The organism is Prosthecobacter sp. (assembly GCF_020439865.1).
GTDB lineage: Bacteria > Verrucomicrobiota > Verrucomicrobiia > Verrucomicrobiales > Verrucomicrobiaceae > Prosthecobacter.
Genome location: NZ_JAGRPF010000034.1, coordinates 1 through 21,266 on the forward strand (window position 1 = coordinate 1; position 21,266 = coordinate 21,266).

General features: G+C 59.5%; 20 protein-coding genes. 18 read left to right on the forward strand and 2 right to left on the reverse strand.

What is annotated here, in order from left to right; translation table 11 throughout:
• The 16 genes from KDL09_RS03250 to KDL09_RS03325 all read left to right on the forward strand — a co-directional run.
• On the forward strand, positions 1-1,223 hold a 1,223-nt coding region (locus tag KDL09_RS03250), incomplete at its 5' end, for a glycosyltransferase family 4 protein (protein ID WP_294381261.1).
• Between the two features lie 103 nt (positions 1,224-1,326).
• On the forward strand, positions 1,327-2,472 hold the full coding sequence (locus tag KDL09_RS03255; RefSeq protein WP_294381262.1) for a glycosyltransferase family 4 protein: 1,146 nt from the start codon (positions 1,327-1,329) through the stop codon (positions 2,470-2,472).
• A 303-nt stretch (positions 2,473-2,775) separates the two neighbouring features.
• Positions 2,776-4,005 (forward strand): hypothetical protein, encoded by a 1,230-nt coding sequence (locus tag KDL09_RS03260; protein WP_294381264.1) that lies wholly within the window; start codon positions 2,776-2,778, stop codon positions 4,003-4,005.
• A gap of 52 nt (positions 4,006-4,057) precedes the next feature.
• On the forward strand, positions 4,058-5,080 hold the full coding sequence (locus KDL09_RS03265; RefSeq protein WP_294381269.1) for an acyltransferase: 1,023 nt from the start codon (positions 4,058-4,060) through the stop codon (positions 5,078-5,080).
• A 159-nt stretch (positions 5,081-5,239) separates the two neighbouring features.
• Positions 5,240-7,087 carry a carbamoyltransferase gene (locus KDL09_RS03270; RefSeq protein WP_294381271.1) on the forward strand — a complete coding sequence of 616 codons (1,848 nt, stop codon included), beginning with the start codon at positions 5,240-5,242 and terminating at the stop codon, positions 7,085-7,087.
• A 33-nt stretch (positions 7,088-7,120) separates the two neighbouring features.
• Entirely contained in the window at positions 7,121-7,561 is a 441-nt protein-coding gene (locus tag KDL09_RS03275; protein ID WP_294381273.1) for a hypothetical protein, read from the forward strand.
• Between the two features lie 18 nt (positions 7,562-7,579).
• Entirely contained in the window at positions 7,580-8,683 is a 1,104-nt protein-coding gene (locus KDL09_RS03280; protein WP_294381275.1) for a glycosyltransferase family 9 protein, read from the forward strand.
• A gap of 18 nt (positions 8,684-8,701) precedes the next feature.
• Entirely contained in the window at positions 8,702-9,961 is a 1,260-nt protein-coding gene (locus KDL09_RS03285) for a hypothetical protein (RefSeq protein WP_294381279.1), read from the forward strand.
• Positions 9,962-10,061: 100 nt separating this feature from the next.
• Positions 10,062-10,202, forward strand: coding sequence for a DUF5989 family protein (locus KDL09_RS03290; RefSeq protein WP_345781065.1), 141 nt, complete (start codon positions 10,062-10,064; stop codon positions 10,200-10,202).
• A gap of 38 nt (positions 10,203-10,240) precedes the next feature.
• Positions 10,241-11,158 carry a class I SAM-dependent methyltransferase gene (locus tag KDL09_RS03295; RefSeq protein ID WP_294381283.1) on the forward strand — a complete coding sequence of 306 codons (918 nt, stop codon included), beginning with the start codon at positions 10,241-10,243 and terminating at the stop codon, positions 11,156-11,158.
• A 30-nt stretch (positions 11,159-11,188) separates the two neighbouring features.
• Complete coding sequence (gene asnB, locus KDL09_RS03300) at positions 11,189-12,952, forward strand: asparagine synthase (glutamine-hydrolyzing) (protein WP_294381285.1); 1,764 nt, start codon at positions 11,189-11,191, stop codon at positions 12,950-12,952.
• An 8-nt stretch (positions 12,953-12,960) separates the two neighbouring features.
• Positions 12,961-14,136 (forward strand): glycosyltransferase, encoded by a 1,176-nt coding sequence (locus KDL09_RS03305; RefSeq protein WP_294381287.1) that lies wholly within the window; start codon positions 12,961-12,963, stop codon positions 14,134-14,136.
• Complete coding sequence (locus tag KDL09_RS03310; RefSeq protein ID WP_294381289.1) at positions 14,133-14,921, forward strand: glycosyltransferase family 2 protein; 789 nt, start codon at positions 14,133-14,135, stop codon at positions 14,919-14,921. Before KDL09_RS03305 ends, KDL09_RS03310 begins: the two co-directional genes overlap by 4 nt.
• Complete coding sequence (gmd, locus tag KDL09_RS03315) at positions 14,918-15,925, forward strand: GDP-mannose 4,6-dehydratase (RefSeq protein ID WP_294381292.1); 1,008 nt, start codon at positions 14,918-14,920, stop codon at positions 15,923-15,925. Before KDL09_RS03310 ends, gmd begins: the two co-directional genes overlap by 4 nt.
• Before the next feature lie 3 nt (positions 15,926-15,928).
• Positions 15,929-16,867, forward strand: a complete 939-nt coding sequence (locus KDL09_RS03320; protein ID WP_294381294.1) for a GDP-L-fucose synthase — start codon at positions 15,929-15,931, stop codon at positions 16,865-16,867.
• Complete coding sequence (locus KDL09_RS03325; protein ID WP_294381295.1) at positions 16,860-18,104, forward strand: glycosyltransferase family 4 protein; 1,245 nt, start codon at positions 16,860-16,862, stop codon at positions 18,102-18,104. The genes KDL09_RS03320 and KDL09_RS03325 overlap by 8 nt, the downstream gene beginning before the upstream one ends.
• On the opposite strand, the gene KDL09_RS03330 is transcribed toward KDL09_RS03325, so the two are convergent.
• Together KDL09_RS03330 and KDL09_RS03335 are read right to left on the reverse strand one after the other, a co-directional pair.
• Complete coding sequence (locus KDL09_RS03330; protein WP_294381297.1) at positions 18,076-19,149, reverse strand: alpha/beta hydrolase; 1,074 nt, start codon at positions 19,147-19,149, stop codon at positions 18,076-18,078. The genes KDL09_RS03325 and KDL09_RS03330 overlap by 29 nt on opposite strands.
• 41 nt (positions 19,150-19,190) lie before the next feature.
• Positions 19,191-19,886 (reverse strand): zinc metallopeptidase, encoded by a 696-nt coding sequence (locus tag KDL09_RS03335; protein ID WP_294381299.1) that lies wholly within the window; start codon positions 19,884-19,886, stop codon positions 19,191-19,193.
• A 138-nt stretch (positions 19,887-20,024) separates the two neighbouring features.
• Between KDL09_RS03335 and KDL09_RS03340 the strand changes: the two genes are divergently transcribed.
• Entirely contained in the window at positions 20,025-20,759 is a 735-nt protein-coding gene (locus KDL09_RS03340; protein ID WP_294381301.1) for a hypothetical protein, read from the forward strand.
• A gap of 92 nt (positions 20,760-20,851) precedes the next feature.
• Entirely contained in the window at positions 20,852-21,091 is a 240-nt protein-coding gene (locus tag KDL09_RS03345; RefSeq protein WP_294381303.1) for an acyl carrier protein, read from the forward strand.
• The last annotated feature ends 175 nt before the right edge of the window (positions 21,092-21,266 follow it).

The window sequence follows — 21,266 nt, forward strand, 5'->3', positions numbered from 1 at the left end:
GGCTTTTCCTTTCGGACTGCATCTTTCGTTCTTTGGTTTCAAGCCGCGTGACTGACGCTCCTGCCAGCCCCCTGAAGATGGCCATCGTTGCGGGTGGGCAGAACCTCTTTGGCAAGGAGATCATGGCCTTGGAGCTTGGAGAGGGACTTCGCGATCGCGGTCATCAGGTTTTATTTGTTTCCAGCCTGTGGTGTGGAGACGGAGGGTTTGGCCGGCGCCTCCAACAAGCTGGCATTCCAGCACAGTTCATGCGCCTGGGATTCATCTCGGCCACGTTGAGGCCGGACTGCATTCGCATGACCTTGGACCAACTGATTCGTGCACCGGGTCTGTGGCTGAATTACGCCGGCTTTTTACGGCGGCAACGATCGGTCCAGGTGATTCATACGAACTGGCATCATCTCCTGATGCTTCACCCGTTCCTTAAACCTGAGCGTGATTGGTTCTGGCTGCATGAGGTGGTTCCGAACAAACCTCAGTATCGGCACGTCTTTCGACATCTTGCCAGGCACCTGAGAGCGTTTATACCCGTATCGGATGCCGTGAAGGCCTCACTGCTGGAGATCGGTATTCCTGAAAACAAGATTCATGTGATTCACAATGGCATCAAAGACCCCGTGGGCACCGAGAGCACTCGGGGCAGATCCTGGCAGGGTGGGCGCATTGGCGTTGTGGGCCAGATAGGCGAATGGAAAGGCCACCAGAACCTGCTGGAGGCTTTTGGCGCCATTGCAGGCTCACACCCTGATGCCGAGTTGCATCTTTTTGGAACAGGTGAACAAGACTTTACGAAGCGTCTCCGGCAACGTGCGGAGCAGCTCGGCGTCGGGGGACGGATGGTATGGCACGGTTTTTTGTCCGATCGGCGGCAGATTTACGAGTGCATCGATCTATGTGCAGTTCCCAGTCGTACAGCGGATCCGTTGCCCACGGTCGCGATCGAAGCTGCTTTCTTCAGTCTCCCTGTCGTGGCTTCTCGAATCGGCGGACTTCCTGAGATCGTGGAGGATGGCGTCTCCGGTTTTTTGCATGAGGCTGAAAATCAAACGGAGCTTGCGACTCATCTGCAAACTCTGCTGAGCAGCGAGGAACTGCGGAAGAGAATGGGGGCCGCTGCCAGACGGCGGGCCCAAATTTGTTTCAGTCGAGGACGCTTTGTGGCGGATTTTGAACAATTGTTGCGAAGTCCGGAAAGTTTCTTGCAACCGCCTTCCGGCCCCTGAATTTCACTCATCCTCCCTTCAGCCGCTGTAAATCATTCAAAAAAGTGTTCCCATACAGTTTTCCAATCAATCCAAGCCCTTGGAGGGTGGGTGCCTTGAGCCGATGCGCCTAGCCATTGTCAGCCGCGCTGAGAATGTCTCCGGCAAGGAGATCATGACGCTGGAACTGGGGGCGGGCCTGCGGACGGCGGGACATGAGGTGTCCTACGTCACCAGCATCTGGAATGACGGCGGATATCAGGCACGACTGCGGGAGTCGGGTTTTGATTTCCGGGAGGTTCCACTGGGAGCCATTTCCGCCACACTGCGCTGGGACTGCCTGACCATGACCGCGGGACAACTGCTGCGCTTGCCGGGTCTGTGGGCCGAGTATCATCGGGTGCTGAACGCTGGGCAACCGGAGCGCGTGCTGCACACAAGCTGGCATCACCTGCTGCTTTTGTGGCCTTATCTTAACCGGAGTCGTGATTGGTTCTGGGCGCATGAAGTGCTGCCGGACAAGCCGCAGTATCGCTGGCTCTTCCGTCGCCTAGCCCGGAGGATTTGCGGTTTTGTGGCGGTGTCCCATGCCGTGCGGGATGCCTTGGTGCAGTTGGGGGTGTCGCCAGAACAGGTGGCCGTCGTGCACAACGGATTGCAGGACCTGAATCCGTCCGGCACCGGCGCGCAACCGGATCAGGGCGTGGTGAGGATCGGCATTGTGGGACAGGTGGAGGAGTGGAAGGGACATCACGATCTTCTGACTGCCCTGGCCAGGATACCCGCTGGCGTGCCGCGGGCGGAAATCCACATCTATGGTTCTGGATCGGCTCCTTATCGGGACCGCTTGCGGCGGCAGGTGGTGAGCCTCGGGATTGAGGACCGGGTGATTTGGCGGGGCTTTGTGCAGGATCGGTCCAGGATTTATCAGGAACTCGATCTCTGCGCTGTGCCCGTGCCGGCTGGTGCCAATGAGGCCCTGCCCACGGTGGCCATTGAGGCGGGTTTCTTTGGCCTTCCGGTGGTGGCCAGCCGGCGTGGCGGGCTCCTTGAGATCATCGAGGACGGAGTGACGGGCCGTTTGGTGGATTCTGGCAATGTGGATCAACTGAGCTCGTGTCTGCAGGAACTCATCAGCAACGCCGAACTGCGCAAACGGCTGGGCAGTGCGGGCCGTCACCATGTTAAGACGCGGTTTGGCCGGGAACGCTTTGTTGCTGATTTCCTGCATTTGATGGAGAGTCATCGAGGGGTGTCTCAGGATGCCTGAACGGACATCACTCGACGAGAACCAATCATGAGCCAAACAACGAGATCTTTAGCGTCAGGTGCCAAAAACCGAGTTTCCGCGCCGATTGCACGTTCGCAACGCCCATCTCGCCAGCGTCCGATGGAGCGGGGTCTTTTTCAGCCTCTGCCGGGTTGGGTTTGGGTGGTGACGTTCGCGGCGGTGCTTGCCGGGCTCCCCACCCAGTACTCGTTGCTGACAGCGGCGTGCGTGCTGACGTTGCCGGTTTGCGCGAGTCTTCTGCTGTTCCGCGGGGAGTCTCCCATTCTGTTCGCCTGTTGCGCCATGCAATGGCTGCAGGTGGTGGTGGCGGTCTTCTACTCCGACCTTTACAATGTGACGATGGACTCCGTGCTGGAGGCTCCGGAGATCGAGACGGCCACCTGGCTTACTCTGGCAGGTGTGCTTTGCCTGGCGGTTGGCATGCGTTCCATGCTTTCAGCGCAAGGCCGTGGGAGGGTGGTGGCTGACATCATTGAGGTGGAGGCGGGACAGATCGACCCTGTCCGGTTGATGCAGATGTGGGTGGTATCGTGGATCGTGGCCACCATCGCGGAGGGGATCGGTTGGTATGTGACGGCCCTCCACCAGTTTCTGGTGCCGTTTTCGACAATGAAGTGGGTGTTCTTTTTCATGGTCTGCTACCGCGTGCTGCTGCTGGACAAGGGCTACGGAATGATGTCCCTGATGGTGGCGATCGAGTTCTTCGGCGGTTTCCTGGGTTTCTTCAGCAGCTACAAGGAGGGATTGTTCATGTTCCTTATTGCCGCGATGACGATCCGGCGCGCCATGAACATCAAGCTCAAGCTGGCCGGTTCCTTGGTGTTCGTTCTGGCGTTTGTGACCTCCGTCTTTTGGAGCTCCATCAAGATGGAGTACCGCGAGTTTGTGAGGGCCAGCCAGCATCGGGGCACCGTGGAGAAGGCGCTCCAGCGCCTTAGCTGGCTGGAGAGCCGCGTGTCCCGCATGGACGCCAAGTCGTTCGATAACGGCATGCGGGCCTTGGTGGCCCGGGTGCAGTATGTGACGCTGTTTGGCCACACGATCTCCCACGTGCCGCACTTTGAGCCGTACGCAAAAGGCGAACTGTGGTTCGGTGCCGTCAAGCACGTCTTGATGCCGCGTTTCATCTTCCGCAACAAGTCCGTGCTGGACGACTCCGAGCGCGCCCGGCGGTTCACGGGGGTAAGGTTCTCGGGAAGCGAGTCGGGCACATCGATCGGCATCGGATACATGGCGCAGAGCTATGCCGACTTCGGCAGGATCGGCATGTTCGTGCCGGTTTTCCTGCTGGGCGCCTTCTTTGGCCGGATCTATCAGGTGGCCATTCGCAACCGGCACTCGGCTCTGCTGGGCACCTCCGTCGGGACGGCCATGCTGTTCTCCGTCCTGCAGGCCTTTGCCACGTCCAATGCCAAGATTCTGGGAAGCCTGGTGGTGCTTTCTCTGGCTTATTGGATGTTGAACAAGACTTTTGGTGCTCAAATCATGCGCTGGCTCAAGAGGACTTGGTGAACGGGGTGCATTTGCGTCTGCCTGATGATGGCGTTCAATCACCATTTGTAACATGAGTCGTACTTCATCTGTTCCCTCCCGTGTCGAGGGACTGGATTCGATCCGGTTTTTTGCCGTGCTGTGGGTGGTCTTCAGCCACTGCGGCTCCCCACCTCTGACGACGGGGCTCGACAGGGAGAATCTGCTGGCACTCGGTGTGCAAGGTGTTTACGGCAACCTGTTTGCCGGAGTCCCGGCGGTGATCGTGTTCTTTGTGATCTCCGGGTTTTGCATCCACCATCCCTTTCGTCACCCGGGAAGTTTCAGACTGCTGCCGTATCTGACGCGACGTTATGTGCGGATTGGAGTACCACTGCTGGCGGCCGTTGTGCTGGCCAGTCCCTTGGGCGTGAAACTCACCTTGTTCCAAAACTCCGTTCTCTGGAGCCTTCTCGCTGAACTGATTTACTACACGGTCTATCCCGTTCTGCGCAAAATTCGTTCGCGCATGGGATGGAACTGGATCCTGGCCGCTTCTCTTGTGCTGGCCTATGGCGTCGTGGTCTTTTTTCCTTTGGCGAAGGACTACAGCCCCTTTGGACCGGTACTGGCCTCGGTGGTCGCCTTCCCGTGCTGGCTGCTGGGATGCAAACTGGCCGAACAATCGACGGAGAGGCCAGCCGCGACGATGGAAAGCATGGCGCGGCGGTTGTGGACCTGGCGGCTCACTGTCTGGTTTCTGAGCTGGGTGTGCAGCGCATTGCGCTTTCATTCCCCCATCGGCTATCCGTGGACGCTGAATCTCTTTGCCTTCGCCGTTTTCTTCTGGCTGCGTGCCGAGATTTCGGTATCGGGGAGGTGGGAGCGCAGCCGTGCCCTGGAGTGGGCTGGCACCTGGAGTTACTCCGTGTATCTCGTCCATCTGGTCGCCGAGGCGGCGCATGCCCAAATGCCGCTGCCGAACCTTGGTTTCAATCTCAACTGGCTGGTGAAGATGTTCGTCATCTTTGGAGCGTCCCATGTCTTTTATCTGCTGGTGGAGAAGCCCGGCCACCACGTTGCCAGGCAACTGGCGAAGCGGGTTGCGCGAAATTGATGTTATCCTCAATGTCCGGCATGATGCGTCACGCCTTTGCTCCCTCCTGTTCTGTCTCCTCCTGCCTTGCCAGGCATCGGCGGCTTTTCTGAGCCATGGCAGGGCGGGTTTGTGAGAGCATTACCACGCCAGTTCCTCCCCAGGCATTCTTCCCAAATCATGGCCCATCGAATTCTCGGCATCTCGGCTTACTATCATGACAGCGCTGCCGCGCTCGTGGTGGATGGAGACATTGTGGCGGCAGCACAAGAGGAGCGGTTCACCCGGATCAAGCATGATCATGAGTTTCCAAAACACGCGGTGGACTACTGCCTCCGCGAGGCGGGCATCACCCCGGAGGAGATCGATCATGTGGTGTTTTATGACAAGCCGTTGCAGAAGTTCGACCGTCTGCTGGAAACCTATCTGGCCTTTGCGCCCGCTGGCCTGCGCTCCTTCATGATGGCAATGCCGCTGTGGTTGAAGACGAAGCTGCATCTGCCGCGCGAGATCCGCAAGGCGCTCGACGGACGCTACCAGAAACGCATCGCCTTCACCGGCCATCACGAGTCGCACGCCGCCAGCACGTTTTTTGTCTCCCCCTATGACGAGGCGGCGATCCTGACACTTGACGGAGTCGGGGAATGGGACACGGCCACAATCGGCGTGGGCGGGGGGAACAAGATCAAGATGCTCAAGACCCTGCACTTTCCTCATTCGCTGGGTCTTCTCTACAGCGCGGTGACCTACTTCTGCGGGTTCAAGGTCAACTCGGGTGAATACAAGCTCATGGGACTGGCCCCCTATGGTGAGCCGAAGTTCGCGGACTTGATCCTGCAGCATCTGGTGGATTTGAGGGAAGATGGCTCGCTGGCGATGGACATGAGCTTCTTCAATTACTGCCATGGGCTGACGATGACGAACGACAAGTTCGCGGCCCTGTTCGGCGGCCCTCCGCGCAATCCCGAGGAGGCCATCACGCAACGGGAGATGGACATCGCGGCCTCGATTCAAAAGGTCACCGAGGAGGCGGTCCTGCGCATGGCGCGGCATGCGCGGGAGCTGACCGGATGCGCGAACCTCTGCATGGCGGGCGGCGTGGCGCTCAACTGCGTGGCCAACGGCAAGCTGCTGCGCTCGAAGATTTTTGACGACGTGTTTGTGACGCCTGCCTCAGGCGATGCGGGTGGAGCGCTGGGGGCGGCATTGTTTGTGCATCATCAGCTTCTCGACAGGCCGCGCCATCCCGGCGGCAGGGACAGCGCGAAGGGGTCGCTGCTGGGCCCCAAGTTTTCGAATGAAGAAATCCGGGCGTTTCTACAGGAGAAGAACATCCCGCATGCCTTCCATGCCGACGAAGCGGAATTGCTGGGCGAGGTGGCGCGCGAGATGGCCTCGGAAAGGGTTGTAGGCTGGTTTCATGGCAGGATGGAGTTCGGTCCGCGCGCGCTCGGCGCCCGCAGCATCATCGGCGACCCGCGCAGCACGGCGATGCAGTCGCAGATGAACCTGCGCATCAAATTCCGCGAGAGCTTCCGCCCCTTCGCCCCGTGCGTGCTGATCGAGGATGTTTCCACCTATTTCGATCACGACCGCGAGTCCCCCTACATGCTGATGGTGGCGGATGTGAGGAAGGATTTGTGGTGCGACCTGACCGACGAGCAGCGCGCGCTGATGAAGGACCCCGACCTGCGCAAACGCGTGAACGTGCCGCGCTCCGCGCTGCCGGCGATCACGCATGTGGACATGAGCGCCCGCATCCAGACCGTGGACGAGGCTAGGCACGGCCGTTACTACCGGCTCATTCGCGAGTTCAAGCGGCAGACCGGCTGCGGAGTGATCATCAACACCAGCTTCAACATCCGCGGGGAGCCGATTGTCTGCACTCCGCAGGACGCCTACCGCTGCTTCATGGCCAGCGACATGGACGTGCTCGTTTTGGAAAACTGCATCCTGCGCCGAGCCGAGCAGCCCGTGCAGGATGACAGCGAGCGCCGCAAGTACATTGAAAGTTTCAAGCTTGACTAGCTGGCGGCCTGACAAGGCAAACCATCCCCTCTCATGATCAATCCTTTCGAACACGTCAACTGGAAGCCCGGGCCGCGGGAACTCCGTTCCTTTGCCCGAAGTCTCATCATCGGTTTCCCCGTCATCGGACTCGTCATTCTGTTCTGGCACCTGTTCCGTCATGGCGGCTGGGATTTCAAACTGCCGCTGCAAGTTGCGGGCTGGGGAGCGGGCGCGGGAGTGCTGTTCATTCTGGTGCCTGCCGTCGCCCGCCCTGCGTACTGTGTGTGGTATGCCCTGTCATGCACGGTCGGGCTGGTGATCAGCAATGTGCTGTTGAGCGTGTTTTACTTCACGGTCTTCACCGTGATCGCGCTTCTGCGCCGGACATTGGGATCGTCCCCTGTGCACAAGGGTTTTGACAAAGCCAGACCGACGTATTGGATCGATGCGGAGACGGCAGACGATCCACGGAGCTATTTCCGCCAGTACTGAGGTCAGACATCCAAGGTCGTGGGCAACGCCAGCATCAACCAACTGCTGATCTACCGTTTCGGCCAGATCGGTGATACCATCGTGGCCCTGCCATCTCTGTGGCTGCTGAGGAGCCAGTTTCCGCAGGCCAGGTTCACCCTGCTGAGCGAGGTGCCGCAGGGAGGCGATGCGCTGCCGCCCGAACGCGTGCTCCCGGGTGAAGGACTGATCCAGGAATTCCTGAAGTATCACGGTGGTTCAACCGGGGGAAGGCTGTGGTCGATGTTGCGCACCGCATGGTTGCTGCGCCAGTCCCGTTTTGATGCCGTGGCTTACCTGCTGCCAACGATCCGCACGGCCCGGCAGCGGGCACGGGATGCGTGGTTTTTCCGCATGGCAGGAATCAAGAATACCTTCGGTTTCGATGGCTTCCCGGAGAATCCGCTGCCCCGCGCCGCCGATGGTTCGTTGAGCCCGGTGGATCATGAGGCCGATGCCCTTCTCAAACGACTTGCCAAGTCCGGGCTTTCAGAGGTCAAGCCGGGGGAGGGATCGATGGATTTGCGCATCACGGCGGAGGAGCAGTCCCGCGCCGATGCCTGGTGGTCGCGCCATTGCGGTGAAGCACGCGCCCCGCATGGCTGGTTTGCGCTTTGCGCCGGTTCCAAGTGGTCTTCCAAGCAATGGCCTGCAGAGCGTTACGCCGAGGTCGGGCGTCTGCTGATCGAGAAACATGGCCTGCTGCCGGTCATCTTGGGCGGGAATGAGGATCGCGAGCTTGGCTTGCGCTTGATCTCAGGTTGGGGGACCGGGCTGTGTGCGGCGGGGGAGCTTGCGGTGCGCGAGTCCGCCGCGCTCCTGCGCCGGGCACGCTTTTATCTGGGAAATGACACCGGTGTGATGCATCTGGCTGCGGCGGTCGGCAGGCCCTGTGTCGGAATCTTTTCGGCCCTGGACTGGCCGGGGCGCTGGCATCCCTATGGCCCGGGCCACGAGGTATTGAGGCACGAGGTTCCCTGTGCGGGGTGTCTGCTCAAGCAGTGCCCATTTGCCAACGAATGTCTGACAGGCATAGATGTCATGCGTGTGCATGAGGCCTGTGAAACCGTTCTGGCCCGGACAAGTAGTGCTTTGCGCTTATAAGACTCAACCAACCCGCCCATGCCTGATTCTCCGTTCCCCTCAGCCCGTCCGCCTCGTTCCTGGTTCAGGCGTTTGCTCAGCTTTTTGCTGCAGGCCGGGGTGATTGCCCTGATCACCGCGGTTCTCGTCGAAGCAGGCTTCCGCGTTTTGGAGAGAAGCATCAACAGCAAGTTCTATTATGACGGCCAGGGCGGCCTGTGGATGGACGACGCGCGCTGGGGCTGGAAGCCAACGCCCGGTCCCTTCAAGATGGGGACCTCGGAATTCGAGGTCACCGGAGATGTGAACGAAATGTTCATGAACGGGCCGGCGGTGGACACGGCTGCGGACGCCGGCAAGACACGGGTGATGGTGCTGGGCGATTCGCACACCTTTGCCACGGGGGTTTCGAGCGGGCAGACATGGCCCAGTGTGCTCGAACAGCGGCTCAACCAGGAGGGGCAGGGAGCCTTTGCCGTGTACAATGCCGCGACGACCGGCTACAACCTGCACCAGCATCTGCTGAGGCTGATGGACCAGGGGCCGGTGCTCAAGCCGCACTACGTGGTGCTCGGGCTGTCCTATGCCACCGACCTTTATGATCTGCTGCCGCCCGATCACGGCGGCTGGATTTATGGCGAGGACAGGGCGCGCGATTACTTCGACTTGGACAAGGAAGGAGCGTTGTATGAGCGCCACTGGGAGAAGCCGAAAGCGTCTGCCACTGCTGGCGGGGCGCAGACAGGCGCCTCCAGCACCGCACCGCAGGTCATCCGGCGTTTTTTGGAAAACTTCGCCACGTTCCGTTATCTTCGCCGGTCGAAGTTTGCGCTCGCGATCGGCAGCAGGCTGCGCATCGGCGGCCAGTCTCTGTGGCCGAACATGGAGATCGTCGTGGAGAAGGAGGTTTCGGAGAAGAACCGCTATCAATGGAGGCTGTTTGAAGCGTTGCTTATCGGGATCCAGAAAGAGTGTCAAAAGCAGGGGGCCAAACTCATCATCACGGGCATCCCCTACCTACCTCAAGTGTACGATAACATGTGGGACAGCACCTTTGGCGGTGATTCGCGATTCAGCCGCACCGCCGCGATTGAAAAAGTGTCCAAGTTTTGTGGCGAGCATGACATCGCCTATGTGGACACGCTGGATGCCCTGCAGGAGCATTCCAAGAAACTTGGGCGCTGGCTGCACTATCCCGTCGATGCGCACCCCACACCGGAAGGACAGCAGGTGATCGCGGATGCCGTCTTCGAATCGGGCTTGTTGATCCCGTCCCGGCAGCTTCAGCATTCCAATTGACGTCCAGAGGATAAAACAGCAGCGTTCCACCGGGAATACATTCATGAACGAAGACAAAAACCTCTCTTTTGAAGAAGCCAGCCAGGGGAAACAATCCAGCCTGCTGGCAGACGTTTGGAACATGCTCAAGAAGAACAAAAAGTTCTGGCTGATCCCTCTGATCATCGCGCTCTTGATCTTTGGCATCATCATCATGGTCGGAGGCACTGCTGCCGCGCCATTTATCTACACCCTCTTTTAAGTCAACCGTCATCGGGCCTGCCGCGCCGCGGAACCATCATGGACACCCAGCAAAAACTTCCTTCCGGATTCTCCACGCCCACGGAACTGCCCGACGAGCGGAGACAGGGGGAATGGCAGCAGCAGAACCGCTCGTGGTGGGAGAATAATCCGATGCGCTATGACTGGGGCGACCGGATTCCAGCCGCGGAGTTCTCGAAGGAGTTTTACCAGGAGATTGATGAACGCTTCTTCAGTGACTCGTGGCGTTATATGCCATGGAGGACACGTCCGTTCGAGGACCTCGTCCTGTTCGAGGAGCTGGCCGCCAAGGATGTTCTGGAGATCGGCGTGGGCAATGGCAGCCATGCCCAGCTGATTGCCCCACATTGCAAGAGCTACACGGGCATCGACCTGACTGAATACGCGGTGAAGAGCACCTCGAAGCGCTTTGAGGTCTTTGATTTGAAGGGGACGATTCGCCAGATGGATGCGGAGAAGCTCGACTTTCCTGACGCATCCTTCGATTTTATTTGGACTTGGGGAGTGATCCATCACTCCGCGAACACCGGCCAGATCCTGGCCGAGATGAACCGTGTCCTGCGCCCCGGCGGCAAGGCCACGATCATGGTCTATCACCGCAGCTTCCTGTATCACTACATCGCCACCGGCCTGTTCCGCGGCATCTTGCAGGGCGGCTTTTTCAAGGGACGCTCCTTGCACGAACTGGAGCAGTTGCACACCGATGGAGCGATTGCGCGCTTTTACCGTCCGGCGGAGTGGCGAGCACTGATCGAGAGCATGGGATTCGTGCTGGAGATGGAAACCATCAAGGGACAGAAGTCTGAGGTCTTCCTGCTCCCGGCCTCGAAGTTCAAAGACTGGTTGATGGCGAGGGCTCCGAATGCTGTGAGCCGGTTCATCACCAATGCCTGCAGACAGGGGTCGTTTTTGATCACGACGATCCGCAAGGCGTGAGAGAGGCGGTCTCACTTTAACAAAAACTTCATGTGCGGCATAGCCGGCCAGTTTGGTAAGGTGACCAAGGACTTTGCGTCTAAGGCACTGGCAGCGTTGCAGCATCGCGGGCCGGACGGGCAGGGGGTGTGGGAATCGGAACTGGCAACGCTGGTGCACACGCGCCTGGCGATTCTGGATCTGTCCGAGGGTGGAAGCCAGCCGATGCATGTTGCGGAGTCGGGGCTGACGATCGTTTTCAACGGGGAAATCTACAATTTCCGCGAGCTGCGTGCCGAATTGGAGCGCGAGGGCGTCGTCTTCCACAGCCAGTCGGACACGGAGGTGCTGCTGCGGCTTTATCAGCGGGAGGGCGAGGCGATGACGGGGCGGCTGCGCGGGATGTTCGCCTTTGCGTTGTGGGATGCGCGTAAACGTCGAGCGTTTCTGGCGCGAGATCCCTTTGGCATCAAGCCGCTCTACTACTCGTTCTCGGGCGGAACGCTCTCATTTGCCTCGGAACTGCGGGTGTTGCAGAAGACTGGATGCGCAGGCTCGAAACTGGATGCGGCGGCGCTGATGGGTTTCTTTGAAACGGGCAGCGTGGCTGAGCCGCGAACGTTGCTGGAGGGGGTGCGGTGTCTTCCCGCCGGTCATCAACTGACCTGGCGTGACGGACAGGTGCAGGAACGCCGCTTCTGGTCGCTGCAATTCGGTGGTGAGAAGGTGGCGCCCGCGGATTCGGTGCAGATGACGCGCGCAGCGTTGCTGGACTCGGTGGAGCACCATTTCGTGAGCGATGTTCCAGTGGGCCTCTTTCTGAGCGGCGGGGTGGACTCCACCGCCCTGCTGGCGCTGGCGCATCAGACCGGGCGCCGCGAACTGAGCACGTTTTCCATCGGCGTGGATGATGAGGGTCTCGACGAAAGCAGCATCGCGGCGCGAACGGCGGCGCATTTTGGTGCGCGGCATCATGAACTGCGTCTGAACGCCTCTGCGTTGGGCGAGAGCTTTCCGCGTTTCCTGTCCCACATGGACCAGCCGAGCATCGACGGCTTCAACACCTTCAGCGTGGCGGGATTTGCCCGCGAGCATGGCATGAAAGTGGTGCTTTCCGGACTGGGCGGGGATGAGATGTTCGGCGGTTATCCGAGTTTCGAGCGCGTGCCACGGCTGGCAGCGATGGCACGATTGACGCATCGCATCGGACTGGCGGGACCGGCCGGGCCGCTGCTGGAAAAGCACATGCCCAGACTGCCCATGCGCCGTGTGGGCAGCCTGCTGCAACGTGAGGCGACCATTCCGCACGCCTACCGGGCGTTCAGGGGCGTTTTCACGCGGAAGACTGCTCGTGAACTCGCTGCTCGTTACGCGGGATGCGACGTGAACGAGGTGCCGGATGATCCCAGCCTCGGTGACGTGCCTGAAGGTGATGCGAGGGATCAGGTCAGCGCCTGCGAGCTGTCTCTCTACATGCGCAATCAACTCCTCAAGGACAGCGATGTGATGAGCATGGCGCATGGTCTCGAACTGCGCGTGCCTTTGGTGGATCGCGTGCTGTTTGAATCCGTGGCGGGGATTCCTGCGGCGGAGCGATTGCGGCCAGGAAAGCAATTGCTGCTCGAAGCCGTGCCCGAGGTGCCTGAGTGGGTGGCGAACCAGCCGAAGCGCGGCTTCCTCTTTCCCTTTGAGAAGTGGCTTTCTTCGGAATGGGGCGGTGCGTTTGCTGATGTGACCCGACGTCTCCCGGAGAAGCATCCGACATGGTATCAACGTTGGAGCGCCTTCATGCTGGAGCGCTGGATCGAGCGCTGATTTTTCCTTTGAAAGTTCTTCACGTCATCCCCTCTCTTTCTCCTTCGCAAGGCGGCCCGAGCTTTGCCATGCCATTGATGGCGGGCGCGTTGAGAAAACTGGGGGTCGAAGTCGATATCGCCACAACCGATGATGATGGTCCGGGGCGGAGGACGCAAGGGACAACCGGTCATCGTGTCCAGGAAGACGGCTGCCGTGTGTTTTACTTCCCGAAGCAGACGGAGTTTTACAAAGTCTCGCTGCCGTTGAGGAAATGGCTGCGTGAGAACGTGCAGAGTTATGATGTGGTTCATGCGCATGCGTTGTTTTCATTCTCAAGCCTAGCGGCTGCCCGCATGGCGAGGCGGAAACGGGTGCCGTACGTGATTCGTCCTCTCGGAGTGCTCAACCGGTGGGGCATGGAAAACCGCCGCCGCTGGCTGAAGGCACTTTCCTTCCGGCTGCTGGAACTACCCATGCTGCGTTCCGCCGCGGCGATGCACTACACGAGCCGGATGGAGCTGGAGGAGGCGTCGCGTTTCGGTTTGTCATGTCTCCAACGGGTGATCCCGATTGGCGTTGATCTGACACCCTTCGAGCAACTGCCGCTGCCGTCAGTCTTTGCCCAAAGGCACCCCGAGGTGGCAGGCACACGAAACCTGCTCTTTCTCTCGCGCATCGATGTGAAGAAGGGGATTGATCTTTTGATCGCGGCATTTGCCCGGTTGTCCCCACGCGAAAAAAAACTGCGGCTCATCATCTGCGGCGATGGTGATCCAGTCTTGGTGGAATCACTCAAGCAGCAGGCTGCGGACGCAGGCGTGGCGGGCGACATCACCTGGGCGGGGCAGGTGGGGGGAGAGCAACGGCTCGCGGCCTTTGCATCGGCGGAGTTGTTCGTGCTGCCGTCACACTCGGAGAATTTTGGCATCGCCCTGCTGGAGGCCATGGCCGCCGGTCTGCCATGTGTTTCGACCGACCAGGTGGCGCTGGCGGTGGATGCTGCGGCCCATGTGGCGGTGAAAATCGCGGCACGTGAACCAGCCGCCCTCGCGGAGGCCATCCAATCTCTGCTCGATTCGGAATCCGAGCGCTTGCGCATGTCGCAGGCTGCCCGTCGTCTCGCCCAGGAAGAGTATTCGCTGGACGCCATGGGGGGCGCCTTGCATCAACTGTATCGGGATGTCCTGCCCAATCAGCCGTGACCGCCGTTTCTTCCATCACCCCGCTCATCCTTACCTACAATGAGGAGCCCAATCTGCGCCGCTGCCTGGAGCGGCTTCGATGGGCCGGGGAAGTTGTGATCATCGACAGCGGCAGCACGGACGCCACAGCGCAGATTGCCGCGGAGTTTTCGAACGTGCGGCTGCTGGTGCGTCCCTTTGACGACCATACGTCACAGTGGAACTACGGCGTGGATGCCGTGCAGTCCTTGTGGGTGCTTTCGCTGGATGCAGACTACGTTTTGGGCGCGGGTTTTGAGGATGAGATCATCCGCTCGACGGAAAGCACAACGCATGATGCTTTTTTCGCCTCGTTCCGGTATCTCATCGGTGGCAGGCCTCTGCGTGCCTGCTTGTATCCGCCGCGCGCTGTGCTGTTCCGCAAGGATCACTGCCGTTACCGCAAAGACGGCCACACGCAGCTTCTGCATGTTCCTGGCGCCAGCGGGACCTTGGTTTCCAAGATTGATCACGACGACCGCAAGCCGTTGTCCCGCTGGTTTGCGTCACAGGACAAGTATGCCGCGCTGGAGGCAGACAAGCTGCTTTCCCTGCCGCCTGACGAATTGCATCTGCAGGACCGCATTCGCCGCGCCATTCTTCCCGGCCCCTGGCTGGTGTTTATCTACACGCTTCTGGTGCGTGGCACGCTGCTCGACGGCTGGCGCGGCTGGTTTTACGCTTTCCAACGCATGGTTGCAGAGATCATGCTTTCTTTGCGTCTGTTGGAGAGGCGGATTCTTTCCTCAGACAAGGCATCTTCATGAAAAAAGCGCTTATCACAGGGATCACAGGACAGGACGGCTCCTACCTGGCCGAACTGCTTCTGAAGAAAGGCTATGAGGTGCATGGTGTGATTCGCCGTTCCTCGAGCTTTAACACCGGGCGCATCGATCACATTTACCAGGATCCGCATGTCGATAATGCGCGGATGATTCTCCATTACGGTGATCTCGCGGATGCGGTGCAGATGGTGAAGCTGCTCTATGAACTGCAGCCGGAGGAAATCTACAATCTGGGGGCACAGTCGCATGTGAAGGTGTCCTTCGACATTCCGGAGTACACCGGAGATGTCGATGGCCTCGGCGCATTGCGCATTCTGGAGGCGATCCGGGAGACGGGGCTGGACAAGAAGACGCGTTTCTATCAGGCGTCATCTTCGGAAATGTTTGGAAAGGTTCAGGAGGTGCCGCAGACCGAGAAGACACCGTTCTGGCCGCGCTCGCCGTATGGCTGCGCGAAGGTTCTCGCCTACTGGCTGACGGTCAACTATCGCGAGAGCTACGGGTTGCACGCCTCGAACGGCATCCTATTCAATCACGAGAGTCCGCGCCGTGGGGAGACCTTTGTGACACGCAAGATCACCCGCGCGGCCACGCGAATCAAAATGGGGCTTCAGGACAAGCTGTTCCTCGGCAACCTCGATGCCAAGCGCGACTGGGGTTTTGCCGGCGAGTATGTGGAAATGATGTGGCTGATGCTGCAGCAGGAGCAGCCGGACGATTATGTCGTCGCCACTAACGAGACGCACAGCGTGCGTGAATTCTGCCAGGCGACCTTTGACCTGCTCGGTCTCGATTGGGAAAAGCACGTCGTGCATGACTCGCGCTATGAGCGGCCGGCGGAGGTCGATCTGCTGATCGGCAATCCCGAGAAGGCGCGGAAGCAGCTCGGCTGGGAACCGAAGGTGCGGTTCAAGGAACTGGTGAAAATCATGGTTGAAGCCGACCTGAAACTCGCGGAACACGAGGCGAGGGTGAAGAATCTCTGAAGCATGAAGAAACTGTTCATTTCCGGTCACACAGGCATGGTGGGGGGCGCGTTGGTGCGCCGCTTTGAAGAGGAGGCGGGCGTTACCTTGGTTTTGCGTACGCGCAAGGAGCTGGATCTGACCGACCAGGCCGCGGTGCGGGCCTTCTATGCAGCGGAAAAGCCGGACACGGTGATCGTGGCGGCAGGAAAGGTGGGCGGCATTCACGCCAACAACACCTACCCGGCGGAGTTCATCCATGAGAACCTCGCCATTGCCACGAACTGCATTCACGGCGCCTGGGTCAATGGCGTGAAACGGCTGCTCTTCCTCGGCAGTTCCTGCATTTATCCCAAACTGGCGCCGCAGCCGATGCACGAGGATTGCCTGCTTTCCTCCGCCCTCGAACCAACCAACGAGGCCTATGCCATCGCTAAGATCGCCGGATTGAAGATGGCGGAGTATTACCGCAATCAGTACGGCGTGACCTATCATTCCGCCATGCCGACCAACCTGTATGGTCCGGGAGACAACTACCACCCGCAGAACTCGCATGTGATGCCGGCGCTGATCCGGCGTTTTCATGAGGCGAAGAACGCGGGGCTCGCAGAAGTTCCAGCATGGGGCACGGGCAGTCCGCGGCGCGAATTCTTGCATGCGGATGATCTGGCAGATGCCTGTGCGTTTCTGCTGCGGCTGGAGAATCCTCCCGACCTCGTGAATGTCGGCTGTGGCACCGATGGGACGATTCGTGAACTGGTGGAACTCGTGGCCGAAGTCGTCGGTTATCGAGGCAGGATCGTCTGGGACGCCTCGAAGCCGGATGGCACGCCGCGCAAGCTGCTGGACACCTCACGCATCAACCAGCTCGGCTGGCAGCCGCGTGTTTCGCTCAAAGACGGTCTGACCCGGACTTATCAGTCCTTCTTGGAGGAGCTGGCTGCCGGCAGACTGCGTGGATGAAGTCCGCGAAGACGCGACGATGAAGATTCTGCTGCTCAACCAGTGCTTCCATCCGGATCACGTCGCCACGGCGCAGCATCTGACCGACCTTGCACTGGAACTGGTGAAGGCGGGCCATCGGGTCACCGTGGTGGCCTCGTCGCGGGGCTACGATAATCCTGAGGTCCGCTATCCGGTGCGTGAAACGTGGCGTGGCATCGACATTCGACGCATCTGGACGCCGGGCCTCGGCAAGAGGGCCAAATGGCGCCGGTTGGTCGATTTCGCCATCTTTTGGGGGAATGCGACGCGCATTCTGCTGTTCCTGCCCAAGCAGGATGTGACGGTGTGCCTGACTTCTCCGCCGCTGATTTCCACGCTGGGCACGGTGATGGCGCTCTTGAAAGGAGGCGCGGTGGTGCCGTGGGTGATGGATTTGAATCCAGATGAAGCGGTGGCCGCCGGATGGTTGAAAGCAGGCGGATTTGTGGAGCGCATGCTGACCTTGATCCAGAACTGGAGCTTTCGTCGTGCGTCGCGCATCATCGCCCTGGATCGCTTCATGGCGGATCGCCTGAAGGCAAAGGGAGTGCGAGAAGAAGTCATTCACATCGACGCTCCGTGGTCGCATGACCAGGCGGTTCGGTACGATGTGGCGGCGCGTGAGGCGTTTCGTGCAGAGCACGGGCTGACAGGGAAGTTTGTCGTGATGTATTCCGGCAATCACAGTCCATGTCATCCTCTGGATGTGGTGATGGCGGCGGCAGACGAGTTTCAGTCAGATGATCGCGTGCACTTCCTCTTTGCAGGTGGTGGCAGCGAGTTTAATCGAGTGCAGGCATTCGCGAACGATCGCGGGCTGAAGAACATCACCTGCCTGCCATATCAGCCGATGGAGAAGCTGTCTGGCTCGCTTTCAGCAGCCGATCTGCATCTCGTCGTCATGGGCGATCCGTTTGTCGGCATTGTGCATCCCTGCAAAATCTACAATATCCTCACGCTGGGCATTCCGTTCCTCTTCATCGGCCCGGGAGCCAGTCATGGCAGTGATCTGGCGCTGCGTTTGAATGATCCCGCGCATGGCAGGCTCGCACGTAATGGAGATGTCGCGGGCATTGTGAGCCTGATTCACGATGCGATGGCGCTCGGCCCCAGGCCGGTGAATGAAGCCGCTCAGGCGCTCGGCGCGGAGTTCTCCCATTCGAAGCTGTGTCCGCGCCTGGTGCAGGTCATTGAGCAGGCCGCAGCACGCGCTTGATCAGCTCGTAGCTGGCGAAACGTTCGGCGTCGGGGAAATCGTGTTCGGAGTCCGGGTGGACGATCTGGAGGTGTGACTCCGCGTGATGCAGCGCAAACAATGGCAGAGCTGCGCCTGCAATCCGGTCAACGCTTTGCCAGCGGAAGTTTGCATCGCGCAGCGGTGCGTTGACGAAGACGTGGCGTGGGGCGAGGCAGGCGATGAGTTCGTAGAAGTCGAAGGGCACGTCCTGCGGCCGGCCGAGGTAGTCGCCCATCTTAGACATGTAGCGTTCCTGGTTCCAGCCTTTGATGTTGCCACCATAGTAGTCGAGGAAGGAGTCGAAGCCACAGCTTGAGACGATGACCTTGAGGCGATCGTCGAACACGGCCGTGTAGATGGAATTGTGACCGCCCAGTGAATGTCCGATGACTCCGTAGCCATGTGAGTGGTCAACGAAGGGCAACGAGTCGAGGTAGTCGAGGCCACGGATGTTGTCCCAGATGGCTTTCATAGTGCCGCTGGGCATTTTGAGGGCTTTTAAATTGGGCTGGTAATCGGCGAGCAGGGGGTAACTCGGCGCGAGGGTCACGAAGCCACGTTCGGCGAGTTCGGCGGCGTATTGGCGGTGCGGTTTGCCTCCGAGTCCGACGACGACTTTGAAACCGATTTTGTTTTCCGTGGGATGCAGGCAAAGAACGGCGGGTGTTTTTCCTCCGTTGAGCGCTGATTTCGGAACACAGAGATAAGCCGGCACCTGACCGCCTGGCTGGGAAGTGTAGGTGATCAACCGCCGCACGTAGCTGCCGCAGTCGGTTTCCTCGCTGATCTTCGGATCCAGAGAGCAGCGCATCTCCGGGCCGGGGAGAGGACCGGTCACCTGCTGAAAGCCGTGAAGTGCCTCCCGCTTTCGTATTTCCCAATCGGCGGCTGATTGCGCAATTCTCTTCGAGCCGTCGGCGGCGCGATACTCGAGCAGATTCGTGCGGCTAAGTCCGCGAATGAGCGGGATGTCATCCGCAAAGGAAAGGCAGGGGATTACGAGGGCAAAAAGAACGCGGCGCATGGGACTCATACGCCGCGTCAGGGGGAATGCTTTTCACGACCTTAATCGTCGCTGCGCTGGCCACCAACCATGTGCATGATGTAGTAGAGGAAGGTGCCGAGGGCGCTGATGAAGGCAGCCACGTAGGTCAGTGCGGCGGCATCAAGGACCTTGCTCATCGCGGCGGTTTCCGCTCCGGGCGCAACCGCCCCGGTTTGCGCGAGAATGCGCTTCGCACGGGCGGTGGCATCGAATTCCACGGGCAGTGTGACGAGCTGGAACAGCATCACGATGCCAAAACAGGCGGCCAGAATCGGGATGGCGATCCTGGGGGCGATGTAGAAGAGGCCGAAGCCTGCGATGGGAATGATGTTGCCGGCGATGGTGGTGATGCCCACGGCGGCCATGCGCCACTGCAACGGCGCATAGAGCTGCTGGTGCTGGATGGCATGCCCGCACTCGTGCGCAGCCACGCCGAGCGCGGCGACGTTGGTGCCGTAGTAGTTTTCTTCGCAGAGCATCAGCTGCTTGTTTGCTGGATCGTAATGATCGCTTAGCAGGCCCTTGGTAGGGCGCACAGCGACGTCACGGATGCCATTGAGGTCCAGAATGCGTTGTGCAATCTGGGCGCCAGAGAGGCCGGAACTGGCGGGCACCTGAGAATATCTCGCGTAGGCACCTTTTACGCGCCACGAAGCCCAGAGGGACAGCGCCATCGTTCCGAGGAAGAGAAGGAGGTAGAGAGGATCTATGATCATGGTTTATCGGATAAGTTTGTCCTTTGATACGCATCAATTCGGCCATGGGAAGCGCCGGCTCATTGCAAAACTGCATGGAGTTTGTCACACAAAATCCCGTGTTGCTTCCCCTCGTGCCTGCGATTGAATCAGCCTCTAATGGAAACCGACTCCCAATCTCCCGCTCAGGCCTCGGAATCGATCGTGTGCCGCGTCACGCGCTGGTACTTTCGCCGGATGGGAATGCTGGCCGGGCTGCTGCTGGTCTTTGGGCTCGTGTTTCTCTACGACGGTGTTTGGGGCTATCCCAAAGTGGTGGCCATCGCGCAGAAGAAGGAATGGTTCATGAATGAATTCCTGCCTTCGTTTGAAACCGCCAAAAAAGAAGGGCGAATGGAGCAGTGGCTCGCGGATGCCCAGGCGAAGGGGCTGCCCACTGGTGTGGATGGCGACTCTCCGCGCTGGAAGAGTTATGCGGCACAGAACGGGTGGGAGGAGGATCCCAAGCTCTACAGTGACCGCGAGATCGCCGAGCAATTCTGGTTTGCCTATGGCTGCTTTGCTGGAGGAGTGATCGTGGTCATCATCCTGCTGCGCAATCGTGGCAAAGTGCTGCGTGGTGAGGCCGACCATTGGGTGACACCTGAAGGCGCGAACATCCGATACGTTGATGTGTTTCGTGTGGACAAGCGCAAGTGGGAGCACAAGGGCCTCGCATATGCATGGTATCGCAGCAGTGGCGGCGCGGAAAAACGCGCAGTGTTCGACGATTTGAAATTCGCCGGAGCAGATCGTGTTTTGGAGCGCCTGCTCGGTCGTTTCAGCGGTGAACTCATCGAAAAAGTCAGTGAACCTGAGACCGCGGAACAACCTTCTGCAGAGGCCGAAAAATGAGCCGGTTGTACCGCGTTTGAAAAACACGGGAATTTCTCCTTGCCAAAGCAAACTCAGCCGCTAAAGCTCCGGCCCATCACCCACCCCCATCTATGGCAGAAAACATCACAGAAAAAGTCAGAGACATCATCGTTGAACAGCTTGGCGTGAATCCCGAGCAGGTCACCCCCGAAGCCAAGTTCATCGAAGATCTCGGAGCCGACTCCCTCGACACCGTCGAGTTGGTGATGGCTTTCGAAGAAGAGTTCGGCATCGACGTTCCTGATGAAGAGGCCGAGAAGCTTCAGTCCGTGGGCGACGTTGTTCGCTACGTCGAAGAAAACGCCGAATAATCCGTTTCAGGATTCCTCCTTTTGAAAAGCCAGATGGTTCATCCATCTGGCTTTTTTGTTGGTCGGAGACAGGTGCCTTGGCTGTCAGCGAAGCTGTGTTGTTGTCAGCGGTGCAAATTGGAGATCGCAGTCAAAACAAAAACCCCGCCGCGTCGTAAGACACAGCGGGGTTGGA

Excerpts from the sequence above, each read along its gene's own strand:
- KDL09_RS03255 (WP_294381262.1), top strand. The coding sequence starts at position 1,327 with ATGCGCCTAGCCATTGTCAGCCGCGCTGAGAATGTCTCCGGCAAGGAG.
- KDL09_RS03275 (WP_294381273.1), top strand. The coding sequence starts at position 7,121 with ATGATCAATCCTTTCGAACACGTCAACTGGAAGCCCGGGCCGCGGGAA.
- KDL09_RS03340 (WP_294381301.1), top strand. The coding sequence starts at position 20,025 with ATGGAAACCGACTCCCAATCTCCCGCTCAGGCCTCGGAATCGATCGTG.
- asnB (WP_294381285.1), top strand. The coding sequence starts at position 11,189 with ATGTGCGGCATAGCCGGCCAGTTTGGTAAGGTGACCAAGGACTTTGCG.
- KDL09_RS03320 (WP_294381294.1), top strand. The coding sequence starts at position 15,929 with ATGAAGAAACTGTTCATTTCCGGTCACACAGGCATGGTGGGGGGCGCG.
- KDL09_RS03295 (WP_294381283.1), top strand. The coding sequence starts at position 10,241 with ATGGACACCCAGCAAAAACTTCCTTCCGGATTCTCCACGCCCACGGAA.
- KDL09_RS03260 (WP_294381264.1), top strand. The coding sequence starts at position 2,776 with ATGCAATGGCTGCAGGTGGTGGTGGCGGTCTTCTACTCCGACCTTTAC.
- gmd (WP_294381292.1), top strand. The coding sequence starts at position 14,918 with ATGAAAAAAGCGCTTATCACAGGGATCACAGGACAGGACGGCTCCTAC.
- KDL09_RS03330 (WP_294381297.1), bottom strand. The coding sequence starts at position 19,149 with ATGCGCCGCGTTCTTTTTGCCCTCGTAATCCCCTGCCTTTCCTTTGCG.
- KDL09_RS03265 (WP_294381269.1), top strand. The coding sequence starts at position 4,058 with ATGAGTCGTACTTCATCTGTTCCCTCCCGTGTCGAGGGACTGGATTCG.
- KDL09_RS03270 (WP_294381271.1), top strand. The coding sequence starts at position 5,240 with ATGGCCCATCGAATTCTCGGCATCTCGGCTTACTATCATGACAGCGCT.
- KDL09_RS03285 (WP_294381279.1), top strand. The coding sequence starts at position 8,702 with ATGCCTGATTCTCCGTTCCCCTCAGCCCGTCCGCCTCGTTCCTGGTTC.
- KDL09_RS03335 (WP_294381299.1), bottom strand. The coding sequence starts at position 19,886 with ATGATCATAGATCCTCTCTACCTCCTTCTCTTCCTCGGAACGATGGCG.
- KDL09_RS03345 (WP_294381303.1), top strand. The coding sequence starts at position 20,852 with ATGGCAGAAAACATCACAGAAAAAGTCAGAGACATCATCGTTGAACAG.